The sequence below is a fragment of the Idiomarina abyssalis genome (assembly GCF_019797805.1).
GTDB lineage: Bacteria > Pseudomonadota > Gammaproteobacteria > Enterobacterales > Alteromonadaceae > Idiomarina > Idiomarina abyssalis.
This window is the reverse complement of record NZ_CP081832.1, coordinates 1,833,343-1,857,108: the sequence shown is the minus strand read 5'-3', so window position 1 is coordinate 1,857,108 and position 23,766 is coordinate 1,833,343. Positions and strand designations below refer to the sequence as shown.

15 protein-coding genes, 2 tRNA genes and 2 rRNA genes are annotated in these 23,766 nt (G+C 46.9%); 14 read left to right on the top strand and 5 right to left on the bottom strand.

Translation table 11 applies throughout. From position 1 onward, the window contains the following. Positions 1–130: 130 nt before the first annotated feature. From K5X84_RS08935 to rrf, 3 genes are all read left to right on the top strand, one after another. Positions 131–206 (top strand) — tRNA-Ala (locus tag K5X84_RS08935). Between the two features lie 223 nt (positions 207–429). Further along, positions 430–3,317 (top strand): 23S ribosomal RNA (locus K5X84_RS08930). Between the two features lie 118 nt (positions 3,318–3,435). After that, positions 3,436–3,551: ribosomal RNA gene (gene rrf / locus K5X84_RS08925) — 5S ribosomal RNA — on the top strand. Between the two features lie 325 nt (positions 3,552–3,876). Here rrf and K5X84_RS08920 read toward each other — a convergent pair. Then, a complete protein-coding gene (locus K5X84_RS08920; RefSeq protein ID WP_222235641.1) occupies positions 3,877–7,251 on the bottom strand; it encodes a translocation/assembly module TamB domain-containing protein in 3,375 nt (1,124 codons plus the stop codon). Then, the gene (locus K5X84_RS08915) at positions 7,248–8,975 is read right to left on the bottom strand and encodes an autotransporter assembly complex protein TamA (RefSeq protein ID WP_222235640.1); all 1,728 of its coding nucleotides are present in this window, start codon (positions 8,973–8,975) and stop codon (positions 7,248–7,250) included. Before K5X84_RS08915 ends, K5X84_RS08920 begins: the two co-directional genes overlap by 4 nt. Positions 8,976–9,061: 86 nt before the next feature. Between K5X84_RS08915 and K5X84_RS08910 the strand changes: the two genes are divergently transcribed. The 9 genes from K5X84_RS08910 to K5X84_RS08870 all read left to right on the top strand — a co-directional run bounded on the left by K5X84_RS08910 (position 9,062) and on the right by K5X84_RS08870 (position 16,737). Next, complete coding sequence (locus K5X84_RS08910; RefSeq protein WP_222235639.1) at positions 9,062–9,919, top strand: HDOD domain-containing protein; 858 nt, start codon at positions 9,062–9,064, stop codon at positions 9,917–9,919. A 95-nt stretch (positions 9,920–10,014) separates the two neighbouring features. Next, positions 10,015–10,091 (top strand) — tRNA-Trp (locus K5X84_RS08905). A gap of 67 nt (positions 10,092–10,158) precedes the next feature. Continuing rightward, a complete protein-coding gene (locus K5X84_RS08900) occupies positions 10,159–10,485 on the top strand; it encodes a hypothetical protein (protein WP_054491107.1) in 327 nt (108 codons plus the stop codon). Further along, the gene (gene rimI / locus K5X84_RS08895) at positions 10,466–10,927 is read left to right on the top strand and encodes a ribosomal protein S18-alanine N-acetyltransferase (protein ID WP_222235638.1); all 462 of its coding nucleotides are present in this window, start codon (positions 10,466–10,468) and stop codon (positions 10,925–10,927) included. The genes K5X84_RS08900 and rimI overlap by 20 nt, the downstream gene beginning before the upstream one ends. A 10-nt stretch (positions 10,928–10,937) precedes the next feature. After that, on the top strand, positions 10,938–11,684 hold the full coding sequence (gene deoC, locus K5X84_RS08890; RefSeq protein WP_222235637.1) for a deoxyribose-phosphate aldolase: 747 nt from the start codon (positions 10,938–10,940) through the stop codon (positions 11,682–11,684). Positions 11,685–11,687: 3 nt separating this feature from the next. Then, on the top strand, positions 11,688–13,022 hold the full coding sequence (gene deoA, locus K5X84_RS08885) for a thymidine phosphorylase (protein ID WP_222235636.1): 1,335 nt from the start codon (positions 11,688–11,690) through the stop codon (positions 13,020–13,022). Between the two features lie 2 nt (positions 13,023–13,024). After that, the gene (locus tag K5X84_RS08880; protein ID WP_222235635.1) at positions 13,025–14,221 is read left to right on the top strand and encodes a phosphopentomutase; all 1,197 of its coding nucleotides are present in this window, start codon (positions 13,025–13,027) and stop codon (positions 14,219–14,221) included. A 123-nt stretch (positions 14,222–14,344) separates the two neighbouring features. After that, complete coding sequence (gene prfC / locus K5X84_RS08875; protein WP_054491102.1) at positions 14,345–15,934, top strand: peptide chain release factor 3; 1,590 nt, start codon at positions 14,345–14,347, stop codon at positions 15,932–15,934. A gap of 5 nt (positions 15,935–15,939) precedes the next feature. Continuing rightward, positions 15,940–16,737 (top strand): TatD family hydrolase, encoded by a 798-nt coding sequence (locus K5X84_RS08870; protein ID WP_222235634.1) that lies wholly within the window; start codon positions 15,940–15,942, stop codon positions 16,735–16,737. On the opposite strand, the gene K5X84_RS08865 is transcribed toward K5X84_RS08870, so the two are convergent. Next, entirely contained in the window at positions 16,694–17,326 is a 633-nt protein-coding gene (locus K5X84_RS08865; RefSeq protein ID WP_233399240.1) for a YtjB family periplasmic protein, read from the bottom strand. The genes K5X84_RS08870 and K5X84_RS08865 overlap by 44 nt on opposite strands. 27 nt (positions 17,327–17,353) lie before the next feature. Between K5X84_RS08865 and serB the strand changes: the two genes are divergently transcribed. Continuing rightward, positions 17,354–18,016, top strand: a complete 663-nt coding sequence (serB, locus tag K5X84_RS08860; protein WP_199493871.1) for a phosphoserine phosphatase SerB — start codon at positions 17,354–17,356, stop codon at positions 18,014–18,016. On the opposite strand, the gene K5X84_RS08855 is transcribed toward serB, so the two are convergent. Next, positions 17,990–20,494: a PilZ domain-containing protein gene (locus K5X84_RS08855; protein WP_222235633.1), complete on the bottom strand. Its 2,505-nt coding sequence runs from the start codon at positions 20,492–20,494 to the stop codon at positions 17,990–17,992. The two genes, serB and K5X84_RS08855, sit on opposite strands and share 27 nt — an antisense overlap. A 65-nt stretch (positions 20,495–20,559) precedes the next feature. Here K5X84_RS08855 and radA point away from each other — a divergent pair, with 65 nt between their 5' ends. Continuing rightward, positions 20,560–21,924, top strand: coding sequence for a DNA repair protein RadA (gene radA / locus K5X84_RS08850; RefSeq protein WP_054491098.1), 1,365 nt, complete (start codon positions 20,560–20,562; stop codon positions 21,922–21,924). A gap of 47 nt (positions 21,925–21,971) precedes the next feature. On the opposite strand, the gene ettA is transcribed toward radA, so the two are convergent. Further along, entirely contained in the window at positions 21,972–23,636 is a 1,665-nt protein-coding gene (ettA, locus tag K5X84_RS08845) for an energy-dependent translational throttle protein EttA (RefSeq protein ID WP_222235632.1), read from the bottom strand. Positions 23,637–23,766: the final 130 nt, after the last annotated feature.

Below are 23,766 nucleotides of genomic sequence, written 5' to 3'. Positions count from 1 at the left end.
TATTCGGGTACTCGCATACTGGTGTATGCTTCGCACCCTCTTGCCTTGCCAGAATGCCAAAAACATTTTAAGTCTCAGGCTTTGCCTTACTTGAAATGCCCTTATCGGGGGTGGTCGAAACGCCCATAACGGGGCCATAGCTCAGCTGGGAGAGCGCCTGCCTTGCACGCAGGAGGTCAGCGGTTCGATCCCGCTTGGCTCCACCATTTCTTCTCTTCGTAACCGTTAGCGTTAAGCGTTCTTAAACAAGAATGTTTACCGGTAACTTAGTGTTACGTGCTCTTTAACAACATGAAAAGCTGATTGTAATATTAAAAGTAAGAAATGCCACTCTACTTGAACAAACTGATTTGGTAGAGGCGTATCGAACTTGTGTACAGCGAGAACAAACAATCTTGGTCACGTATGCCAGACACCTTCGGGTTGTATGGTTAAGTGACTAAGCGTACACGGTGGATGCCTAGGCAGTTGGAGGCGATGAAGGACGTACTAACTTGCGATAAGCCATGATAAGCCAGTAAGAGGCATTTGAGTCATGGATTTCCGAATGGGGAAACCCACTCTGTTTACAGAGTATCCGGCACTGAATCAATAGGTGCCAGGAAGCGAACCCGGAGAACTGAAACATCTAAGTACCCGGAGGAAAAGAAATCAACCGAGATTTCCCCAGTAGCGGCGAGCGAACGGGAAGCAGCCCTTAAGCTTAACTTGTGCTAGCAGAATCCGATGGGAAGCGGAGCCACAGACGGTGAGAGCCCGGTATGTGACGGTGCAGGATAAGTGAAATCGAGTAGGTCGGGACACGTGATATCCTGACTGAATATGGGGGGACCATCCTCCAAGGCTAAATACTCCCAACTGACCGATAGTGAACCAGTACCGTGAGGGAAAGGCGAAAAGAACCCCGGCGAGGGGAGTGAAACAGAACCTGAAACCGTGTACGTACAAGCAGTAGGAGCAGACTTGTTCTGTGACTGCGTACCTTTTGTATAATGGGTCAGCGACTTATATTCTGTAGCAAGGTTAACCGTATAGGGAAGCCGTAGGGAAACCGAGTCTTAACTGGGCGTTGAGTTGCAGGGTATAGACCCGAAACCGGGCGATCTAACCATGAGCAGGTTGAAGATTGAGTAACATCAATTGGAGGACCGAACCCACTAATGTTGAAAAATTAGGGGATGACTTGTGGCTAGGAGTGAAAGGCTAATCAAGCCCGGAGATAGCTGGTTCTCCCCGAAATCTATTTAGGTAGAGCCTCGGACGAATACCATTGGGGGTAGAGCACTGTTTGGGCTAGGGGGTCATCCCGACTTACCAACCCCATGCAAACTCCGAATACCAATGAGTACTATCCGGGAGACACACGGCGGGTGCTAACGTCCGTCGTGAAGAGGGAAACAACCCAGACCGCCAGCTAAGGTCCCGAAGTTATGGCTCAGTGGGAAACGATGTGGGAAGGCAGAGACAGCTAGGAGGTTGGCTTAGAAGCAGCCACCCTTTAAAGAAAGCGTAATAGCTCACTAGTCGAGTCGGCCTGCGCGGAAGATGTAACGGGGCTAAGCCATACACCGAAGCTGCGGCTGCATACTATGTATGCGGGGTAGGGGAGCGTTCTGTAAGTGGGTGAAGGTGTGTTGAGAAGCACGCTGGACATATCAGAAGTGCGAATGCTGACATGAGTAACGATAATGGGAGTGAAAAACTCCCACGCCGGAAGACCAAGGTTTCCTATCCCATGCTAATCAGGGTAGGGTAAGTCGGCCCCTAAGGCGAGGCGGAAACGCGTAGTCGATGGAAAACAGGTTAATATTCCTGTACCGATGTTCATTGCGATGGGGGGACGGAGAAGGCTAGGTGAGCCGGGCGTTGGTAGTCCCGGTGAAAGTGCGTAGGCTGAGGACTTAGGTAAATCCGGGTCCTTAAGGCCGAGACACGAGACGAGCACCCACGGGTGCGAAGTCATTGATGCCATGCTTCCGGGAAAAGCCTCTAAGCTTCAGATGAACATTGACCGTACCCCAAACCGACACAGGTGGTCAGGTAGAGAATACTAAGGCGCTTGAGAGAACTCGGGTGAAGGAACTAGGCAAAATAGTACCGTAACTTCGGGAGAAGGTACGCCACTGGCGGTGATTGACTTCGCGTCATGAGCTGTTGGTGGTCGCAGTGACCAGGTGGCTGGGACTGTTTATTAAAAACACAGCACTGTGCTAACACGAAAGTGGACGTATACGGTGTGACACCTGCCCGGTGCCGGAAGGTTAATTGATGGGGTTAGTTTTCGGACGAAGCTCTTGATCGAAGCCCCGGTAAACGGCGGCCGTAACTATAACGGTCCTAAGGTAGCGAAATTCCTTGTCGGGTAAGTTCCGACCTGCACGAATGGTGTAACCATGGCCACGCTGTCTCCACCCGAGACTCAGTGAAATTGAAATCGCAGTGAAGATGCTGTGTACCCGCGGCTAGACGGAAAGACCCCGTGAACCTTTACTACAGCTTGGCACTGAACATTGAACCTACATGTGTAGGATAGGTGGGAGGCTTTGAAGCATTGGCGCTAGTTGATGTGGAGCCATCCTTGAAATACCACCCTTGTATGTTTGATGTTCTAACATTGGCCCCTTATCGGGGTTGTGGACAGTGCCTGGTGGGTAGTTTGACTGGGGCGGTCTCCTCCCAAAGAGTAACGGAGGAGCACGAAGGTTGGCTAAGTACGGTCGGACATCGTACGGTTAGTGCAATGGCAGAAGCCAGCTTAACTGCGAGACAGACACGTCGAGCAGATACGAAAGTAGGTCATAGTGATCCGGTGGTTCTGAATGGAAGGGCCATCGCTCAACGGATAAAAGGTACTCCGGGGATAACAGGCTGATACCGCCCAAGAGTTCATATCGACGGCGGTGTTTGGCACCTCGATGTCGGCTCATCACATCCTGGGGCTGAAGTCGGTCCCAAGGGTATGGCTGTTCGCCATTTAAAGTGGTACGCGAGCTGGGTTTAGAACGTCGTGAGACAGTTCGGTCCCTATCTGCCGTGGGCGTTTGAGAGTTGAGAGGAGCTGCTCCTAGTACGAGAGGACCGGAGTGGACGAACCGCTGGTGTTCGGGTTGTCATGCCAATGGCACTGCCCGGTAGCTACGTTCGGAATCGATAACCGCTGAAAGCATCTAAGCGGGAAGCGAGCCTCGAGATAAGCTCTCACTAGCACTCAGAGTGCTCTGAAGGGTCGTTGAAGACGACAACGTTGATAGGCGGGGTGTGGAAGCGTAGTAATGCGTTGAGCTAACCCGTACTAATTGCCCGTGAGACTTAACCATACAACACCCAAGGTGTTTGGGACGTTACGCACAAGCGAGCGACTTTACCGAATTAGAGCAAATAGAGTGGCGTACTTTTAAAGACGCAGTCAGTTTTTACATGTTGTGACAGTTTATGTCTGGCGGCCATAGCGGTGTGGCACCACCTGAATCCTTTCCGAACTCAGAAGTGAAACACACCAGCGCCGATGGTAGTGTGGGGTCTCCCCATGCGAGAGTAGGTCACCGCCAGACTACAAATAAATAACCCCAGCCCAATCGGCTGGGGTTTTTTATTTCTGGTGGGGAGCTACGGCGAGAGTAGGGTGAAGCGGGTCCCTGGTAAAGCCAACCATTTGGCTTTACCCCGCTGAACAGGTTGAGCTCTGCGAAACCTTGTCCAGACTACAAATAGGAAGACCCCGGTGCTAACGCGCCGGGGTTTTTTTATGTCCGAAACAAAATACCTCGCTTCAGCAGCATCAGGTACTAAAAGGTCAGGTAAACTGTCTGATTATAATATGGAAGTAGCCTCGAAGAGGGGGCTTATTCAGCTTGCTTCTGAGTGCGAAGTTTAATTTTAGTTTTCTATGGTATATATCAAGTCACCACCTTGACCTTCTGTACTTGAGGTCGATTCGAACAGTAGCCTTTCAGATAGTGTGTAGCGCAATATGAAAGTGGAAGTGGGCTCGAGTAAACCTATTCCGTATTTGATATATAATTGAGGCGATAAGTATTTACCAATATAAAGAGATGTATCATTTACATCGTTGGTTTCTGAGTCCAACGACACTTCATCTAAATCAAAAGTACTTTTTATCCCTTCAGTCAGAAACTCCGTGCTCCGCCCCCCGACTAATAGTGCAGCTTGTAACTCAAGGTTATTGACATCTCCCTGGTTTCCTGGTGGTTTACCAAATAATAGGTAAGAAAGAATTGTGCTGTCAGGAAGCGGTGGTGTCGAAAATAAGCTGAGTTCAGGCTGTTCTATTGTCCCTGTTACTCGTGCTCCGATAATTTCAGGAGGACGTTGTGAAGCACCGTTACCTTTTATATTTCGCGTTACTCGTAGATTTAAAGACGGTGTATCTAAAGGCCCGCCGTTAAATAAGAGATCGCCGCGCTCTATAGCCAGTTTCTGCCCGTAGATTTCGTAATCTCCTGAAACAACGCCAATACTTCCATTTCCTGTAGCGGCAGAGTTTGGTTGTTGGCTAATTCGTAACTGTCCTTGCAGGTTCCCGGAGAACCCCATAGCTTCAACGCGTACACTTTTTCCTAAACTCACCGTAATATCTGCTTTTGTTCTGAACAAAGATTCTTCTTTCTTCTCGTTCTTTATATTGACGTCAGCAGACTCTGTAACAGCCTGGTTTAACTCTACCGGGGTAATGCGTGCTTTGGGAACGTCTAAGTCCCCAGTAAGAGTTATGAGGTTCTCTTGCAGCTCAATTTTGACATCAGGCGAAGCCGATAGTAAGAGATCCGGCGTATCTAAAATTAATAAGTCTTTGCCTTTTATCGTTAGCAGGCCAACTCGCTTAAGGACATTGAATCGACCCTTAATATCGACATCTCCTTGACCTACCGTACCATTAGCACTAACGGTAAACTGCCCAACATTTGCGTCGGCTGTTAGCTCGGCCTCTAAATTCGTTATCAAAGTACCGCTAGAAAGCAAAACAATTCTGTCTGCAGATAAGTTCATGCTTCCTGATGCGGTTGGATCGTTAAGCTTACCCGCTATAGTCAGTTCGGCTTTAGTGTTTCCGTCACCTATATTAATCTGTGGTGCAAATAGATTTAACAACTCCAGGCTTTTTGAGCTCAGTAGCACTTTTCCCGATATTGGGCTATTGGTATTTAACTGCTCAATATTCAGCTCTCCAGACAGATCAAAGTCCAGTTCATTGGCTTTAGCAGTCAGTGAAATATCAAGATCTTGCTCTGCGCCGTTTTTTGCTTTTAGCACTAGCTGATTTAAGGTTATGACTTCTTCACCCGCTTGTATTTTAGAGTTATCTGCGTTGACGACTCCCTCGAATTTTTCCAATCTCATTGTCTGATTATTAAATTCACCATCAATTTCTAAAGAGAGCTCTCCACTTAAGGTGTAAGGACTGTCAGGTAAGACAATTGCCTGAAGCAAATTCAAAGGCACTTGGCTGGCGTCTGCAGTAAAGTTTACTGAATCTTTTTGTTGCTCTAATTGAGCACATAACGGTTTACGTAGTCCTTTATAGTTTAGGCAAACCGGAGTTACGTCAAATGTGCTTTCTTGATAATTAAAAGAGCCGGCTACTGACTGGTTCAGAGTAATCGCATTATAGTCAGGTAATTTCAGGTTAAACTCTGCAATATCAAAATCAAACCTTGATTGGTTGAGTTGACCGTTGATACTTCCTTCCGTTGCCAGTTCACCTTTGATATCTGATAGCGTGCTTAAGTCTGCGGAGCTTAGCTTCCAGTTTAATTTGCTGCCAGGACTGAGCGCCCCATTGGCTAATAACGAGTGTGGGCCCCAGCGTGCTTCTAGTTGGTCGACAAATAAATAGGGATCTAACAGACGCAATCTAACTTTTGCGTCTACTGTCTGCTGTTGAAAACTACCTGTGAGGTTAGCGGCCAGCGAAAGGTTATCTTTCCACTCAATGATCGCGTTGCCATTTACTTGCTCGTCGTTTTGAGACAGTCGCCACTGAGTTAGCTTTAAACTTTTCTCCGTTAGTTCGGCTTCTGTTGTAAGGTTTAAATCATTCCCTAGTAATCCGGTAAGCGTATTGTCCAAATAGATAGCCAAATCACCTATCGTGCCCTGCGCTGTCAGTTTGCCATTTCGGCTAGTCAGTTGATTGGGTTCATAGATAATCTCATCCCAGGTTGCCGATACATTTATTTCCGGATTAGCTTTCAGTGATGAGATTTCTCCCTGAAGAGTTAACACACCGTCAATGTCTCTCTGGGGCTGAATATTAAGAGCGTTCAGGGCCAGTACGTTGTTCCTGTAGTTCAGGTTGCCATCAATATCTGCTTGTTGCTTATTAACCATGACGGAAATCGAAGGCTCCAGCTCGATATGATCCATACCGCCTTGTCCGTTAAGGGTTCCGTTGAAACTCAGGTTGAGGGTATCTGCGCCGAAACTCGCCAACCATGGAGTTATATTATTGTCTTGCCATTGACTCGTAAGCTGCCACTTAAGGTCATTAATTGGGTCCTGTAATTCAGCCGAGATCGTGCCGATAAGGCCTTCTGATAATTCACTAGTCGTCGATAGCTTATGCAGGTTACCGACTATACGACTTTTGACTTTTAGCTCGGGGTAGTCCGGCGAGTGCAGGTGTGTGTTGTTATTAAGGTTGCTATCAAACGGGTAAGAAAGCTTGGTTCTGCCGCTAATTGTCGTTGTCATGTATTGATGCTCGAGCTGGAGCTCCCGAATGTTTAGGCTCCCACTTGTATCAAGCCTCACTGACGCATTAATATTTAGGCTCTGCGCAGGAGTTTCTAGAATAAAAAATTGCGTTTTTTCAATGGATAACTTGAGCACATTGAAGTCTATAGGGAGTTCAATTGAAATGTCTTGAATAGAAGTTTCTGAGGCGTTACTTTGCTCTTGTTCTGCCGCTCGCAGCCTTATTTCACCGCCGTTACTTTTAACGCTGTTTATTCTAAGCACACCCGATAATAGAGCAAAAGGTTTCCAGCTTACTTTGAGCTGTTCCGGGGCATAAGAAAAAGTACCGGCCTCTAAGCTAAAGTCTCTGAACTCAAACTCATTTAAAAGGCTTCCATTAAACTGACTATAACTGAATTCAACAGGGGCATACTTCTGCGCCTGGGTTAATACCCATCGACTGCCGCTTTCGCTGGCGACCAGACTAAAAGCTATAATAGGAATCAGGAGAACCAGACTCAGGATAGTCCCTGCTAACCAGCGATATACCCTCATAGATCGGGGCCTAATGTAAAGTGCAGGCGCCACGGTTTACCTGGCTCGTCTATCGCCTGTGCCAAGTCAAGACGGATTGAGCCAATGGGCGATATCCAGCGAACACCAAAGCCGACACTTTGTTTGAGTTTTTCATTCGGTTCAATCATGGCATTACCAATATCGGTGAAGAGGGCGACACGCCAGTTATCCTTAAATCGATAGTCGATTTCCGCGCTGGCGACCGCTAGGTAACGGCCACCGATAACAGTTCCTGTATCATCTTCCGGCCCCAGTTGTTCATAGGCATAGCCACGTACACTATTGTCACCACCAGCAAAGAAACGTAGTGACGGTGGTAGTTGATCAAAGTCTTTAATATAAGTCGCCCCGGCTTCTGCCCGGGCAAGAAAGCGTATTCTGTCAGTTAAAGGGACAACAGCTTTAAAGCCAAGTTCCAGGCTCGCCAGGTCTGCATCGGATAACAGAGCCTCATTGGCAGCCTTTAAGGTAATATCAAACCGGAAGCCTTTATCAATGTTTAAGCGACCATCAGCGGTCATATAGTTCCAGCTTGCCTGAGGAATAAGGAACTGACTGGTTCCGGAACTTTCACCGATTTCGAAGTCGTCGCGCTGCCAGTGCAGCCCATATTCACGCCGCCACTTATTCATTGCCACGATACTAGAAGCTCCCAGACGATAGAGTCGGTTGTTCTGTCCTTCGTTGTTTTTATCCGAGGCTTCTGCTCGTATTTGGTAATAATCGGATTGTGGCTTCTTACCGGGAATGATGTAATTAACGCCGACAGTGCTTTCGACTTCAGAGATTTGCGTCGTTCCACGCAACTGGTGGCCTTCTGTATTCACCCAGCGGCGGTTAATACTGGCTCTCACGCGGGCTCCGGTATCGGTACCGTAGCCGATGCCGTATTGGTATTGGTTTCTGAAGTTTGGCTCAGAATTGACAGTAATAGGCACTCTGTGTTGCTTAGACTCATTCCACTGCGGACTGACCTGAACCGATGAAAAGTATCCGCTATCGCCCAGAGCTATTTGTAATTGACTGAGCTCTTGAGTGTTGTAGCCTTCACCTTGTTCAAAGGGAACGTAGCGCTGCAGTAACTCGTCATCCAGAATGTCTTGTTCAAAGGTAATTTGCCCATATTTGTAGCGTTGTCCGGAATCAAATACGACATTAATTGCGGCTGTATTCTTTTCAACATCTATTTCAACGTTGTGTTCTATGAAACGGGCATCGTGATAGCCGCGTTGACTGGCTAAGGATAAAAGACGCGATTTGACGCTTTCATAGCGGCTGTGAATAAAGCGCTCCTGCTCCTTCAGGTTACTGCTTTCAATAACTTTCCTAAAAGCTTCATCGTCCGTCGCATCGCCTTTTATTTTCCATGAATTTTGCGAAATTCGAACCGGTTCGTTTAAGCTCACCTGGTACGATGCTGACCAGCCGTAATCGACAGTTTCTAGTTGAGCATTCACTTCAACCTGATAATATCCGTACGGACGTAGTGCCTTTTTGATGTCTTTAGGCGCTTGTCGGTGTAAATACCGAACTCGATAAGCGGCATAACTTTTATTTTCGTCCAGACGGGCTATTTGCAACAATGCCATAACGTTGTTGTACTCATCGCCTTCAACACCTGAAACCTCAACTTCTACCGAAGCATGAGCAAAGGTGCTGAAAATTAACGCACAAACAAAGAGAATACATCGAAAGTAAGACATTGAAGTGTTATACCTGATAAAACGTTTCAACATAATGACATGCTTTAAGATTTCATGTAAATCATTGGGTTCAATCTGGAGATACTATGGCGATAGAAATTACGACAGCAGAGAAACGATTGCTACAAAGAGTCAGTATTCCTCCGCGCCCTCAAACTCTGTTAACTGTCAGTAGTGAAGCCAAAAAAGATGAACCTGATGTTGGTGTTATTGCGGAATCGATCTCTGCCGATATGAGTATAGCTGCAGCTGTTTTGCAGGTAGTTAATTCCGCTGCTTACCGTCGGGCTAAAGAGGTCGACTCTATCCAACAGGCTGTTATGACGCTTGGATTCCGTCGGGTGTTTCCTATTGTTCGGGCCGTTGCGCTAAAGTCAGCGTTAACTTCCGACTACGATCTTAACGAGTTCTGGCGGTATAACGAGTGGGTTGCCAGCGCCTGTGTTTTGGTCGCAGAATCTATAGGACGCCCCGAATTAAGAGACCATGCGTATATGCTCGGGTTATTTCAAAGCTCCGGCATACCGGTCATGCTGGCTGAATTTGATGATTATGCCGATTTGCTTAACGCATCAGCAAGCACTCCCTGGCCCAAGGTGCAGATAAAAGAACAAGAGTTATTTCAGACAACACATACTACGATAGGCGCCTTATTGGCTCAGCATTGGAAGTTGCCCAAAATCGTTGTCGAAGTGATTTACTACTTGTTTGAAGACAGCTCTATTTTCACTCACTCTAGTGAGTTGGATAGCCTGACGTTGGATCTTCTGGGAATACTTAAAGTTGCGCGTTACGCGGTGGATATGAGAACTCGGAGCCTGGCGGGAGAAGAAGAATGGGAGCAAGTTCAGGATGGGGTGCTGGAACATTTTCAAATTGATGAGTTTAAGGTAGAAGAAATACTACAAATTGTTCATGAAGAGCTCTTTGACGCAGAAGCTTAGTCAGAATTGTTTAATTAATCTGCAAACGATAAGTAGACTTGCAAATATCGCTTGTTTGAATGCTCGGTGTCGGTATAATTCTCCGCTCAAGTGTTAGGGGCGTAGTTCCAATTGGTAGAACAGCGGTCTCCAAAACCGACGGTTGGGGGTTCGAATCCCTCCGCCCCTGCCAGTTTCTGACTGGCTATCCTTCCAAAGCTTGAGTAAACTGCACTTATCTGTTTTCAACGGTAATCGTTATGCTTCCTGAATGGACCAGTCAACAACGCACTGCTTTGCAATTGATGGGTATTCCCGTATGGCAAACCAAAAGTGCGACAGCACCTGTATTTTACTACCGACTGGGCCCGCTCTACTTGCAGGGAGCTGTTGAATTGCCGGTTTCCCTTCCTGGCTGGATTAACGATCTTAGTTTGTATTTTGAGCAACGTCCGGTTGCCGTAAAAGCGCCAGTTCAAACGCCAGGCTTGTGTTTTAATTACACCGACTGGCTGGCTAAGCCCCTTTCTACTGAGCAGAAAAAGACGCTTTGGCTGCAGCTGCAAAATGAAGACCGTGAGTACTGAAGACACTAAAATTGAAAGTTTTGAACCCGGTAAACCCGAGTTTGAGGTCGAAAACAAAGCACACAGCCACCCCTGGTCATGGACGGTATTCAGTCAAAGTGTTGGCGAGCATTACCGTTGCAGGCGATTAATGCAAGGTTCACAAGTTATAGGCTTTACTATCTGTCAGCGAGTGGCAGATGAATTGACCTTGCACAACATTGCGGTCGATCCCGCTTTTCAGGGGCGGGGCTATGGTAACAAACTCATGCAGGACTTATTAGACTACGCCTATGACCATCAGTATGTTGTTTTTCTGGAGGTACGCGCATCGAATTCAGCGGCTATTCGCTTATATGAACACAATGGATTTGATACCGTAGGTCGCAGGTTAAACTATTATCCATTGGATGGCGGCAGAGAAGATGCTTTAGTTATGCGCTGGAGCCGTCAACAAGACTAACGGAGTAATTATGCCATCAACGCAACAAGTGCGGGCGTTACAAGCCTTGTCCTTCATGGACTTAACGACATTGAATAATGACGATAACCGCAAGGTCATTGAAGATTTATGCTCACGTGCATCTATCAATGAAAAAAGCGTCGCTGCAGTTTGTGTTTTTCCGGAGTGGGTTGCTTTAGCTAAACAGTTTTTAGAAGAGCAGGGACTTAGCACTAAGGTTGCTACCGTAACAAATTTTCCTGATGGCAGCAGTGACGTTGAGCGGGCAGCCGCTGAGACAGAACGTGCGATTGCTGCCGGTGCCGATGAAGTGGACGTTGTCCTGCCCTACAGAGCTTTATTAAATGGTGATGAAAGTACGCCAGCCGAGCTGGTAAGAGAATGCAAGGATATTTGCGGTGACTCAATACAATTAAAAGTCATTATCGAATCCGGAGAACTGGAGCAGCACGATAAAATCGTTCTTGCTAGTGAACTTGCAATTGCAAATGGCGCGGACTTTATTAAAACCTCAACGGGCAAAGTTTCAGTGAATGCGACCTTAAAAGCAGCTGAAGCTATGTTAGGAGTAATAAAAGCCAGTCAAACCGACTGCGGGTTTAAAGCTGCCGGAGGTATTCGTACAGTCGACGATGCCGTTCAGTATATTGAATTAGCTGAACAGCTGATGGGTGAAGACTGGGTCACCGCGAGTCATTTCCGCATTGGTGCCAGTAGCTTGTTACAGGACATTCAGAAGATTTTGGTTAAGGCTTAACCGATGTTTTTGCCACAAGAGGTCATTCGTAAAAAGCGAGACGGTATCTTCTTGTCTGCAGCCGATATTCAGGAATTTATTAACGGCATTTGTGACGAGTCGGTCAGTGAAGGCCAAATAGCTGCTCTTGCTATGGCGGTTTACTTTCAGGGAATGTCAGCAGAGGAAAAGAAAGCCCTGACGGTTGCGATGCGTGACTCAGGGGACGTTCTTGACTGGCGACAGCAGGATCTGAATGGCCCTTTACTGGATAAACACTCTACGGGTGGTGTGGGCGATGTGGTCAGCTTAATGTTGGGCCCTATTGTTGCTGCCTGCGGTGGTTACGTCCCGATGATCTCCGGCCGGGGGTTAGGGCATACAGGCGGCACACTCGATAAGTTTGATTCTATCCCCGGATATCAGACGGCTCCCGATAATCAGTTGTTTCGCGATACCGTTAAAAATGCCGGGGTCGCAATTATTGGTCAGACGGGGCGTTTAGCTCCTGCAGACAGTCGTTTTTATGCAACGCGGGATATCAGTGCGACGGTAGAATCAATTCCTTTGATAACGGCCTCGATTCTGGCAAAAAAGCTTGCTGAAGGGTTAGACGGTCTAGTTATGGACGTTAAAGCGGGTAACGGCGCTTTTATGCCCAGCTTTGAGAAGTCAAAAGAACTGGCGCAGAGTCTGGTTACTGTTGGTTGTGAGTTAGGGGTTGAGACCTCGGCGCTAATAACGGATATGAATGAAGCTTTAGGCTCAGCTGCCGGTAATGCCGTTGAAGTTCAGTTAGCTGTAGATTACTTAAGTGGGAAGCGCCGTGACTTACGTTTGCACGAGGTAACCAAAGCCTTGTCTGCTGAGCTTTTAATTTCAGGAAAGTTGGCGGGCAATACTGAACAAGCGGAAACCATGGTAGAGAAAGTACTGAGTGACGGAAGTGCGGCAGAGCGTTTTGCTAAAATGGTTAAGTCATTGGGTGGCCCCGGTGACTTTCTGGATAAAAGTCATGAATACCTGCCGCAGGCAAAAATCGTTAAGCCTCTTATCGCTCCCGCTGCATACAACGGGCATTATATTAGTGGAGTTGATACCCGAGAGCTGGGAATGGCAGTAGTGTGTTTGGGAGGAGGGCGCCGCAAAGCAGATGATATATTAGACTTAAGTGTTGGCGTTAGCGGTATCCTTGGTATTGGTTCAAAAGTTGAATCAGATACAGAGCTGGCAATATTACATGCAAGTTGTGAATCTGACTGGAATGAGGCTGCTGAACGTATCTTAAAAGCGATAAGTTTTAGTACGCAAAAGCCATCCACTACTGGTGTTATCTATCAAAGAATAGCGGGAAATTAAGCATGAGCAGAGCCATTGTCGTGGTATTAGATTCTTTTGGTATTGGCTGCGCTCCGGATGCTGAAAAGTTTGGCGACGCCGGAACTGATACCTTTGGTCATATCGCGGAGTATCGGCACAAACAGGGTAAACCTCTGCACTTGCCGAACCTAACCCGTCTGGGACTATTTGAAGCTCATAAAGAGGCGATGGGATTTTATGCCAGAGGTCACAAACCTTCCGCTCTAAGCGGTGCCTATGCCTGTGCGGCAGAGATTTCATCGGGAAAAGACACACCCTCAGGTCACTGGGAGTTGATGGGCGTTCCTGTGCACTTTGAGTGGGGCTACTTTGAAGATAAGGAAAACAGCTTTCCGGCGGAACTATTAGCTCAGATAACAGAAGCCTGTGAACTTCAAGGCATACTTGGCAACTGTCATGCATCGGGTACAGAAATTATTAAACAGTTAGGTGAGCAACACATTCGTACCGGCTGGCCAATTTTTTATACCTCTGCCGATTCCGTTTTTCAAATTGCGGCTCACGAAGAGCACTTCGGCCTTAAACGTTTATATCAGGTTTGTGAAAAAGTACGGGAGCTTCTGGAACCCTATAATATTGGCCGGGTTATAGCCCGGCCCTTTGTTGGTGAAAATGCCGACACCTTTGAGCGGACCGAAAATCGCAAAGACTATTCGGTTTTACCGCCTAAACCGACGGTACTGGATAAGTTGCAGGAGAAGGGTGGAGAGGTTATCGCTATTGGAAAAATAGCCGATATTTTTGCAGGGCAGGGTGTTACTCAGTCAATAAAAGCATCCGGTCTGGAAGGTCTGTTAACCGCAACATTAAATGCGATGGAAACGGGTTCGGACAACTCACTCATTTTTACGAACCTTGTTGATTTTGACACCTTGTATGGGCATCGCCGTAACATTGAAGGGTATGCAAATGAGCTTGAAGCCTTTGATAAATGGCTGCCAGTAATGGAGTCTGCAATGAAGCCGGGGGATATCCTGGTGTTAACAGCTGATCATGGATGTGACCCCACATGGGAAGGTACCGATCATACTCGCGAATACATTCCCCTGTTGCTGTCTGGTCACCATGTCTCTGCAGGCAGTCGGGGGAAACGACAAAGCTTCGCCGATTTAGGCCAGACCCTGTGTCATCTATTTGATTTACCGCCCATGGAAGAAGGGCAGGCTATAAAGTTGTAGAGAGCTATCCTTCTGGTATAAATACGGTAGCTACCATTTGATAACCATCCTTGGTTTGTGTATCGGTATAAGATCAGCGAAAATAAGCCGCATAAACCATTTTAACCACAAAGAGTGTCATTGATGTCGGAATCCAGCTTGCAGAATGAAGTCGCGAAACGTCGTACCTTTGCCATTATCTCTCACCCGGATGCTGGTAAAACAACGATTACCGAGAAGGTATTGCTGCACGGTCATCAGATTCAGAAGGCCGGTACAATTAAAGGGAAGAAATCGGGGCAGCATGCAAAATCAGACTGGATGCAGATGGAGCAGGAGCGTGGCATATCGGTAACGACCTCAGTCATGCAGTTTCCATATAACGATGCCTTGGTAAACTTACTCGATACACCGGGACACGAGGACTTTTCTGAAGATACTTACCGCACACTAACAGCGGTTGACTCCTGCCTGATGGTTATTGATGGTGCCAAAGGTGTCGAGGATCGGACGATTAAGTTGATGGAAGTGACTCGCTTACGCGACACACCAATTATTACTTTCATGAACAAGCTTGACCGTGACATTCGTGACCCTCTTGAGTTGCTGGATGAAGTGGAAGACGTACTGAAAATTATGTGTGCACCAATTACCTGGCCAATAGGTTCCGGTAAGAACTTTAAAGGTGTTTATCATTTACTTAAAGATGAAACCATATTGTACAAAACAGGCCAGGGACACAGAATACAGGAAGAGACCATTATAAAAGGTCTGGATAACCCTGAGCTGGATGAAAAAATAGGTGCATGGGCGGACGAGCTGCGTGAGCAAATAGAGCTGGTCAACGGTGCTTCTAATCCTTTTGATAAAGAACTGTTTCTTGCCGGTGAGTTGACCCCGGTCTTCTTTGGTACCGCATTAGGTAATTTTGGTGTTGATCATATGCTGGATGGCCTGGTTGATTGGGCTCCAAGACCTCAGCCCCGGGAGACTGATCAACAAGAAAGCGTCAGTGCAGATAACAAAGATTTCTCCGGATTTATTTTTAAAATTCAGGCGAATATGGATCCGCGCCATCGCGACCGTGTCGCTTTCTTAAGAATTGTTTCAGGCAAATATGAGAAGGGCATGAAGATGAGGCAGGTGCGTACGGGTAAAGACGTGCGTATTAGCGATGCTTTAACCTTCTTAGCCGGTGACCGTTCGCATGTGGAAGAGGCTTATCCTGGTGACATTATCGGCTTGCACAACCATGGCACTATACAAATTGGTGATACATTTACTGCAGGTGAGGATTTTAAATTTAGCGGCATTCCTAACTTTGCGCCTGAACTTTTCCGTCGCATTCGCTTAAAAGATCCCCTAAAGCAGAAGCAACTGCTGAAAGGTTTGGTGCAGTTATCCGAAGAGGGCGCGGTGCAGGTATTCCGCCCACTTATCAGTAATGACTTGATAGTTGGAGCTGTTGGAGTTCTGCAGTTTGATGTTGTTGTGCATCGTTTGAGAACAGAATATAAAGTAGATGCCATGTATGAAAACATCAATGTTGCCACAGCGCGCTGGGTCAGTAGTAAAGACGAGAAGAAGCTGGACGAATTTCGTCGTAAAGCCGAGTCTAACCTGGCATTAGACGGTGGTGATAATCTGACCTACATTGCACCCACTATGGTGAACTTAAGCCTGGCGGAAGAGCGTTACCCCGATATTGAATTTACTCACACACGCGAACATTAAGGCTTATGAGTAGGCTTTACGATACGCATTGTCATCTCGACTTCCAGGCATTTGATGACGATCGGGAGCAGGTTCTGGAGGACGCTAACGAGGTAGGCTTAGAGCGTTTTATGGTGCCGGGTGTCAGTGCTGAGCAATGGCCCCGGTTGCAGCAACTGGTTGAACAGTTTGCGAGCTGGCGTTTTGCGTTAGGTTTGCACCCTTGGTTTATAGAGAAGCACAGTCTGAATCAAATTGATGAGTTGGAACAGGCGCTGGATAAACCAAAGGAACGTTTACTGGCGGTAGGCGAAATAGGGCTGGATGCCACCTGTGAAAACTCAGAACTCCAGCGTAAACTTTTCATTGAACAGTTGAAGCTGGCGCGGCAATACCGTCTCCCGGCTATTATTCATCACCGCAAAACTCTGGAGACAACGCATCCGCTGGTGAAGCAGCACGGCCCGGAGTCTGGTGTTATACACGCCTTTAGTGGCAGTTACGAGCAGGCTATGAAATTTGTCGATTGCGGCTATAAACTGGGTGTTGGCGGAGTAATCACTTACACTCGGGCAAAAAAAACGCGTGAAGCAATAGCAAAAGTTCCTGTATCTGCATTAGTGCTGGAAACCGACTCACCGGATATGCCGGTTTGCGGTTATCAGGGCCAGCGTAACGAGCCGGCCAGAATTGCAAAGGTTCTGGATGTTTTAGCAGAGCTTAGAGACATGAGTAAAGAGTCACTGAGTGATACTTTGTGGCAAAACAGTTGCGAACTTTTTAGTGATGTTCCGTCTGCCAGTAGCGGTCACGTATCCGGTTAAAACCAAGCATAATAAATACGCCTGCCAACATAGCCAGCAGCAGAAGTAACTTTCCTTGCTGCATTAGCCCATTGTGGGCGGTCTGGCTTTTTTTAAGCAAAAGATTCTTATCAAAGACTACTTGTAAGTAACCACTTACGTTATCTTCAAGGCTTATTTCCTCTACGAGAACCCAGGGCTCTGATGCATCATCGGTTGCCGGCCAGTCAATCATCGATGCGCTGACCCCACTATGAACCAATAACTCACCAAAACGGTTACGGATTGTAGCTGCCATTACCTGCGGGTTGCTGGCAATATGATCGGTTAAGGCAGTCAAACGTTCGGTGTTTTGGTGCTCAAGCCAGTAATGCGCCTCATGCTCAGCCTGCTCAATCATTAATTGAGTAACTGACTGAGTTTGAGAGAACAGTTGCTGTTGAGACTGGACACTGGCAATATTCCAAACATTAATAATGATCAGCAACAAGCCGCCAGCAGTAGCCAGACGAAGCGCTCGTTTAAACATAATACGAGCAATCGCTTTGGTTTTGTTGTTAAGCAAGGTGTTTTTTAATCGATGCCATTGCTTAAATTCTGTTAGTTGCATGGGCCCAGCTCAGGAGTTTTCCGTTCAATGAAACACAGTTCCGGTTTAATCGTCTTCGACATGGATTCTACCTTAATTGGTATTGAGTGTATCGATGAAATTGCACGATTAAATGACCGTTATACTAAAGTCTCAGCAATAACGGAAGCCGCTATGCGAGGTGAAATTGATTTTAGTGAGAGCCTTAAGCTGCGTGTCGCTTGTTTATCGGGAGTTAAAGAAAGTGACTTAGAAAGCCTTTTTAATCCAATTCCATTTAACCCCGGCGCATCAGAATTACTGCTTTCGTTGCAAAATAGAGGCTGGAAAACTGCCTTAGTTTCCGGTGGCTTCACATGGTTTGCTGATAAAGTGCAAAAGGCACTCAAACTGGATGCTGTATTGGCGAACCGACTTGAAGTCGTTAATGGTTGTTTATCGGGGAAAGTTCTGGGAAGTATTGTTGATGCAAAAATGAAAGCACAACAGCTGGAAATACTTGCTGACAAGTGGAACATTCCACGGGAAAGAACGGTAGCTGTCGGTGACGGCGCTAACGATGCCCTTATGCTTGAAACTGCAGCAATTGGTATTGCTTACAATGCAAAGCCTGCTTTGCAGGCTGTTGCGGATTACTCGATAAATTCGAACAGTCTACTTGAGATCATTCCGTGTCTGCAGCATTCAAAACTTATTGAGCCAGGTGTTTAGCCGTTCTTGTTGCTCTTCAATTGTATTGGTATCAGGCAGGGCAAACTCGAGTAAGCTTTCAGTAACATCAACGGTATCGGCAATGGCATAGACTTGCCACAAGTCTTCTTCTATTTCCTGTGCCCGGTAAGCCGCGTACCGGCTAATGTAGTTAAGTTCGGCCTGAATAAATTGAGTATCAGGTTTCCCGGTTCTTGATAAAGTAACCCTTACTGCGCGGAAGATAGAATTAGGCAAGCATTGCTCAATAAAAGATTCAATGGCGTGGTTGTCGTTACTTTCCAGCCATTGAGTTTGAACAATATCTTCACCACTTTGGCGATAAAGACGTAATAACAGCAGCAATGTAACCGGTTCCGATGTGCGATCCATATCCTCAAGCTTTGGCAGTAGCTTTTCCGTTACTGAAGAGCCGCGCATTAACGGTTGCAAGTTTAGAGCACTCTGTTGGCTTCCCGGAAGTTTAGACAAGAGCCTGACCCAGTCAGACGGCCAGTTAGACAAACCAGCACGACGTACGGATGTTTTTCGTTTTTTATTTCGATAGAAGAAAATGGGGAGTGAGCCGGGGGCGTCACAATACAAATTGCGAAGACAAAGCTCCAGGCCGTTTATCGAGGTGTTCTCAACCTGCAGTTTTAATAAGTCTCTTTGCTCCCGAATTAGAAAACGAATGAACTCAGAACCCATATGCTGTTCATGATCGCCGTCTATCTTTAATCGTAATGTTGTGCGAGCGTCATCAACTGAAGCAATGGTATAAGGCAAGTGCTCAAGCTTTGCTTTTTTATACAGCTTCTTAAAGCCAGTCATCGATATTTCGACGTTATCACCTTTCTCAGCGGCAACCGGGGTATCAATCTGAACCTGCAAGCCACTAACGGAAAGGTCAATGATCATGCCGTCCCGGACATACTTTCCAACCCGAACGCGACAGCGGCTACGGTAGCTAAAACGTTTCTCACTGCGTAAATTGATAAACTCCAGCCGCGCCTCTTTTGTTCGAATTGGTACCGCAGGGGGATGGGCAAACGCCTTCAGTGATGAAAGGTTGTTTTTGTCCAGTTCGGTATCGAAAAAGCCATTTAAACTGTCGGTAATATCGTTAACGACCCCCATGTACCGCAATGGAGAAATTGCTCTTTTGACCTGCGCGGTAGGCGGATTTAACCGGAACGGGACATTGATATTTTTTGGCACACTCTGCGGCTGCCAGGCCTGATTCAGGTCAACTGGGCGCAAATCAATTTGGTAGACTCGCCACGAGGCTTTCTGACTTCCAAACGCAACATAGGTTTCCCATAACCCGGTTTTCTGTAGCTCTTCAACCGTTGCTGAGTAGTTATATATTTTACCTCGTGCCGTTATTGAAAAGGTCAGAATCAGTAACCGTGCACTTTTTTTGTTGAGTAAGTCCTGCAGTAACCAGCGGCTACGACGGACATTAAAGACTGAGCCGAAACTGATTTGGTTCAGTTCGTTTATCCAGTTATTTAAGATGAACCGGTTGTTATCCGTGGTTAAGACATAATCGGCAACAAGTTGACGGTTAGATTCAGAAAAGAACACCGGAAGTTGCTGCATTCTGGGCAACAGAAGCTGTTCATGACCTTTAGTGATGATGGTGTTGTAGGTGTTATCGACATTGACTCGGTAGCGCTTTTTGTAGCCGTTGATAAAGCGGTGAAAAAACTTATCCAGTTCGGCAGAGTGGTAGTCGGGGTCACGGTTTAATTTGAGGTAGTGCTTGTTGTCAACCTCCTGTACACCAACAACGCGGTATGGGATGCGAGTATCGGGATCTACCGTGAACTCTTTTGCCAGCCCGGTAAAGTAAAGCGATATCAGTTCGTCGTACTGAAAGCTATGCTCGTCATCTACACGCACGCGCATGCCGGTAATTGAAATATCCGTTGTTACCGCGTTATAAGTTTGTCCTTTACTGTCTTCAAGACCAACTTCGATGGTAAAATTCATCCGTTCTTCGGCACGATACGGGTATTGACCAAAGTGAAAGGTTTCCAACAAGTAGGATTCGGCTTCATTATCAGCATTAGGAAAGGGCGATTGACCATTTAAAGGCTCGGCGTTATGGTCGGCTAAACTTTGGGCAAAAGCTCTTTCTTCTTCACGAGCCTGGCGCAGATGGTTATCAGCATCCAGAATTTGCTCGAAAGTATCTTGTGTGAAAACGCCTTTATAGGTTTCCAGGCCGCGCTCAAAAATTTCAATGGCGACATCGTCAAGTTGATGCCTGCGGCCGTTGTACTCGTAAGGGTGACATTCACCGTCGACTTGATTACGTAAATCAACGGTACGGTGACAAGGAGCCGCCAAACGTCTAAGCTCCATTTTTAGTTTGAAGCGGGTCGGACCATCTTCGTTTTCAGTTAAAGACTGAAACAGCGTATCAAAGTCGGTATCGTAAACGAGCGGCTTTAACTGATCGATAAGTTGGTCAAAATACTGATTAGGCATCGAAGTCTACTATTTTTTATAATTATTCTTGAGTAATACCTCATCATAAAACGAGAAGCAGACGAATGGCAAAAGCAAAAAGTGCATATGTGTGTAATGACTGTGGTGCAGACTTCCCTCGTTGGCTGGGACAATGCACGGAATGTAAGGCCTGGAATACGCTTACTGAAATTCGTTTAACGTCTAAAACAACCTCTAATTCGTCAGACCGTCGGGGCTTTAGCGGTATTACCGATGCCAGGGTTCAGACTCTTAACGAGGTCGACTTGCAGGAAGTCCCGCGTTTCAGCTCGGGTTTTCAGGAATTTGACCGGGTTTTAGGTGGTGGTGTAGTCCCCGGTTCGGCAATACTGATAGGTGGTTCACCCGGTGCCGGTAAGAGTACTTTATTATTGCAAACCCTATGTAAGTTGGCGGAGCGTATGCCAGCGCTTTACGTGACCGGTGAGGAATCTTTGCAGCAGGTAGCAATGCGGGCACAGCGGCTTAATCTGCCAACCGACAAATTGCGCATGCTCTCTGAAACCTCGGTAGAAAGTATTTGTCAGCTGGCCGACAAAGAAAAACCTGCCATTATGGTCATTGATTCGATTCAGGTAATGCATATGGCTGACATTCAGTCAGCGCCGGGCAGTGTTTCGCAGGTTCGTGAGGCGGCAGCTTTTTTAACGCGCTACGCAAAGCAAAAGAACGTTGCCATTATTATGGTAGGACACGTGACCAAAGAAGGGCATTTGGCGGGGCCTAAAGTTCTGGAGCATTGCATTGACTGCTCTGTACTTCTGGATGGCTCATCAGACTCGCGCTATCGCACTCTGCGCGGTACTAAAAATCGCTTTGGTGCAGTGAACGAGCTTGGCGTATTTGCGATGACAGGCGGTGGTTTGAAAGAGGTTTCAAATCCATCGGCTATATTCCTGCAACGAGCGGAGGACCAGGGAAATGGCTCGGTTGTTATGGTGGTTTGGGAAGGTACGCGACCGCTATTGGTTGAAATTCAGGCGCTGGTTGATTACTCGGCTCTGGCAAACCCACGCCGGGTTGCTGTGGGGCTGGAACAAACGCGATTAGCATTATTACTGGCTGTTTTGCATCGGCACGGTGGCTTGCAGGTGTCTGATCAAGACGTTTTTGTGAACGTTGTTGGTGGCGTTAAAGTCTCCGAAACGTCAGCAGACTTAGCGTTGTTGCTTGCCATTGTCTCCAGCTTTAAAGGAGAACCATTGCCGCGCGAATTAATTGTGTTTGGTGAGGTTGGTCTGGCCGGTGAGATACGCCCGGTACCTAATGGCCTGGAGCGATTAAACGAAGCGGCTAAACACGGTTTTAAAAAAGCCATTGTGCCTGTCGGTAATGCGCCAAAAACGTCACCAAAAGGCATGGAAGTGATTGGCGTGAAAAACCTTCAACAAGCACTGGATGTGATGTAGTTTGCAGAAAAAAGGGAGCTTTATGCTCCCTTTTGATACCCGGTCTATTAACCAATAGGTTTGTATTTAATGCGATGTGGCTCCATCGCCTGCTCACCGAATTTTTCTTTCATGTAAGCTTCGTAGTCGCTGTAGTTACCTTCGTAGAAGACCACTTCGCCTTCATCACGGTAATCCAGAATATGGGTAGCGATACGGTCAAGGAACCAACGGTCGTGCGAGATAACCATGACAGAGCCCGGGAACTCCAGAATGGCTTCCTCAAGTGCCCGTAAGGTTTCAACATCCAAGTCGTTGGTTGGCTCATCGAGCAACAGAACGTTACCGCCGGCTTTTAATAGCTTAGCCAAATGCACTCGGTTACGTTCACCACCAGACAATTCGCCAATGCGTTTTTGTTGGTCGGTACCGCGGAAGTTAAAACGGCCAACATAGGCGCGACCATTAACTTCAAAGTTACCAATTTTCAGGATGTCGTTACCGTCAGTAATTTCTTCAAAGACGGTTTTCTTGTCATCCATGTTGTCGCGGAACTGATCAACACTGGCCAGTTGCACGGTTTCACCCAATTCGATAGAACCACTGTCAGGCTTTTCTTCGCCGCTGATCATACGGAACAAGGTTGATTTACCCGCGCCGTTAGGGCCGATAATACCGACAATAGCGCCTTTAGGAACACTGAAGCTTAGGTTGTCGATAAGTTGGCGCTTCTCGTAAGCCTTACTAATACCGTTAACTTCAATGACCTTATCACCCAGGCGAGGGCCTGGCGGAATAAACAACTCGTTGGTCTCGTTACGTTTCTGATAGTCGCCACTTTGCAGCTCTTCAAAGCGATTAAGACGCGCTTTGCTTTTCGCCTGACGGCCTTTGGGGTTAGTACGTACCCACTCCAGCTCTTGTTTAATCGTGCGTTGGCGTGCTTTTTCTGAACGCTCTTCCTGCTCCAGGCGTTTCTCTTTCTGTTCCAGCCAGGAAGAGTAGTTACCTTCCCATGGAATACCATAGCCACGGTCAAGTTCAAGGATCCAACCAGCAACGTTATCAAGGAAGTAACGGTCGTGGGTAATGGCAACGACGGTACCTGTGTAATCGTGCAGGAAGCGTTCAAGCCAGGCCACAGATTCCGCATCCAGGTGGTTGGTAGGCTCGTCTAACAGCAGCATATCGGGCTTAGATAACAGTAAGCGGCAAATCGCGACACGGCGTCTTTCACCACCCGACAAGTTGCCTATTTTGGCATCCCACTCAGGTAAGCGCAGTGCATCGGCTGCACGCTCGAGAATGTTGTCGATGTTATGACCGTCTTTAGCCTGCAACAAAGCTTCTAATTCGCCTTGCTCTTTTGATAGGGCATCGAAGTCCGCATTTTCGTCGGCGTAAGCCGCGTAAATTTCATCGAGCTTAGCGAAGGCTTCTTTAACATCCGCCACCGCTTCTTCAACGGTTTCTTTCACCGTTTTATTTTCGTCCAGCTGTGGTTCCTGAGGCAGATAACCAATTTGAGTTCCCGATAAAGCACGGGCTTCACCTTCGTACTCTTTATCAACACCCGCCATAATGCGTAGTAAGGTTGACTTACCGGCACCGTTGACACCCAGAACACCAATTTTGGCCCCCGGAAAAAACGACAGAGAAATATCTTTTAAGATGGTTTTCTTAGGTGGAACAACTTTGCTCACCTGAGACATTGAATAGATATATTGCGCCATAGCGACGTAAAATCCTTCCTATCAACAAAAAAGTTACTGCATAGTTTACTGTTATTTACGAACATCCCCAAACTTTGTTGCGCTGAACTAGGCACTCATTTGTGTTTTAAGGTAAAATACCGGACAAATT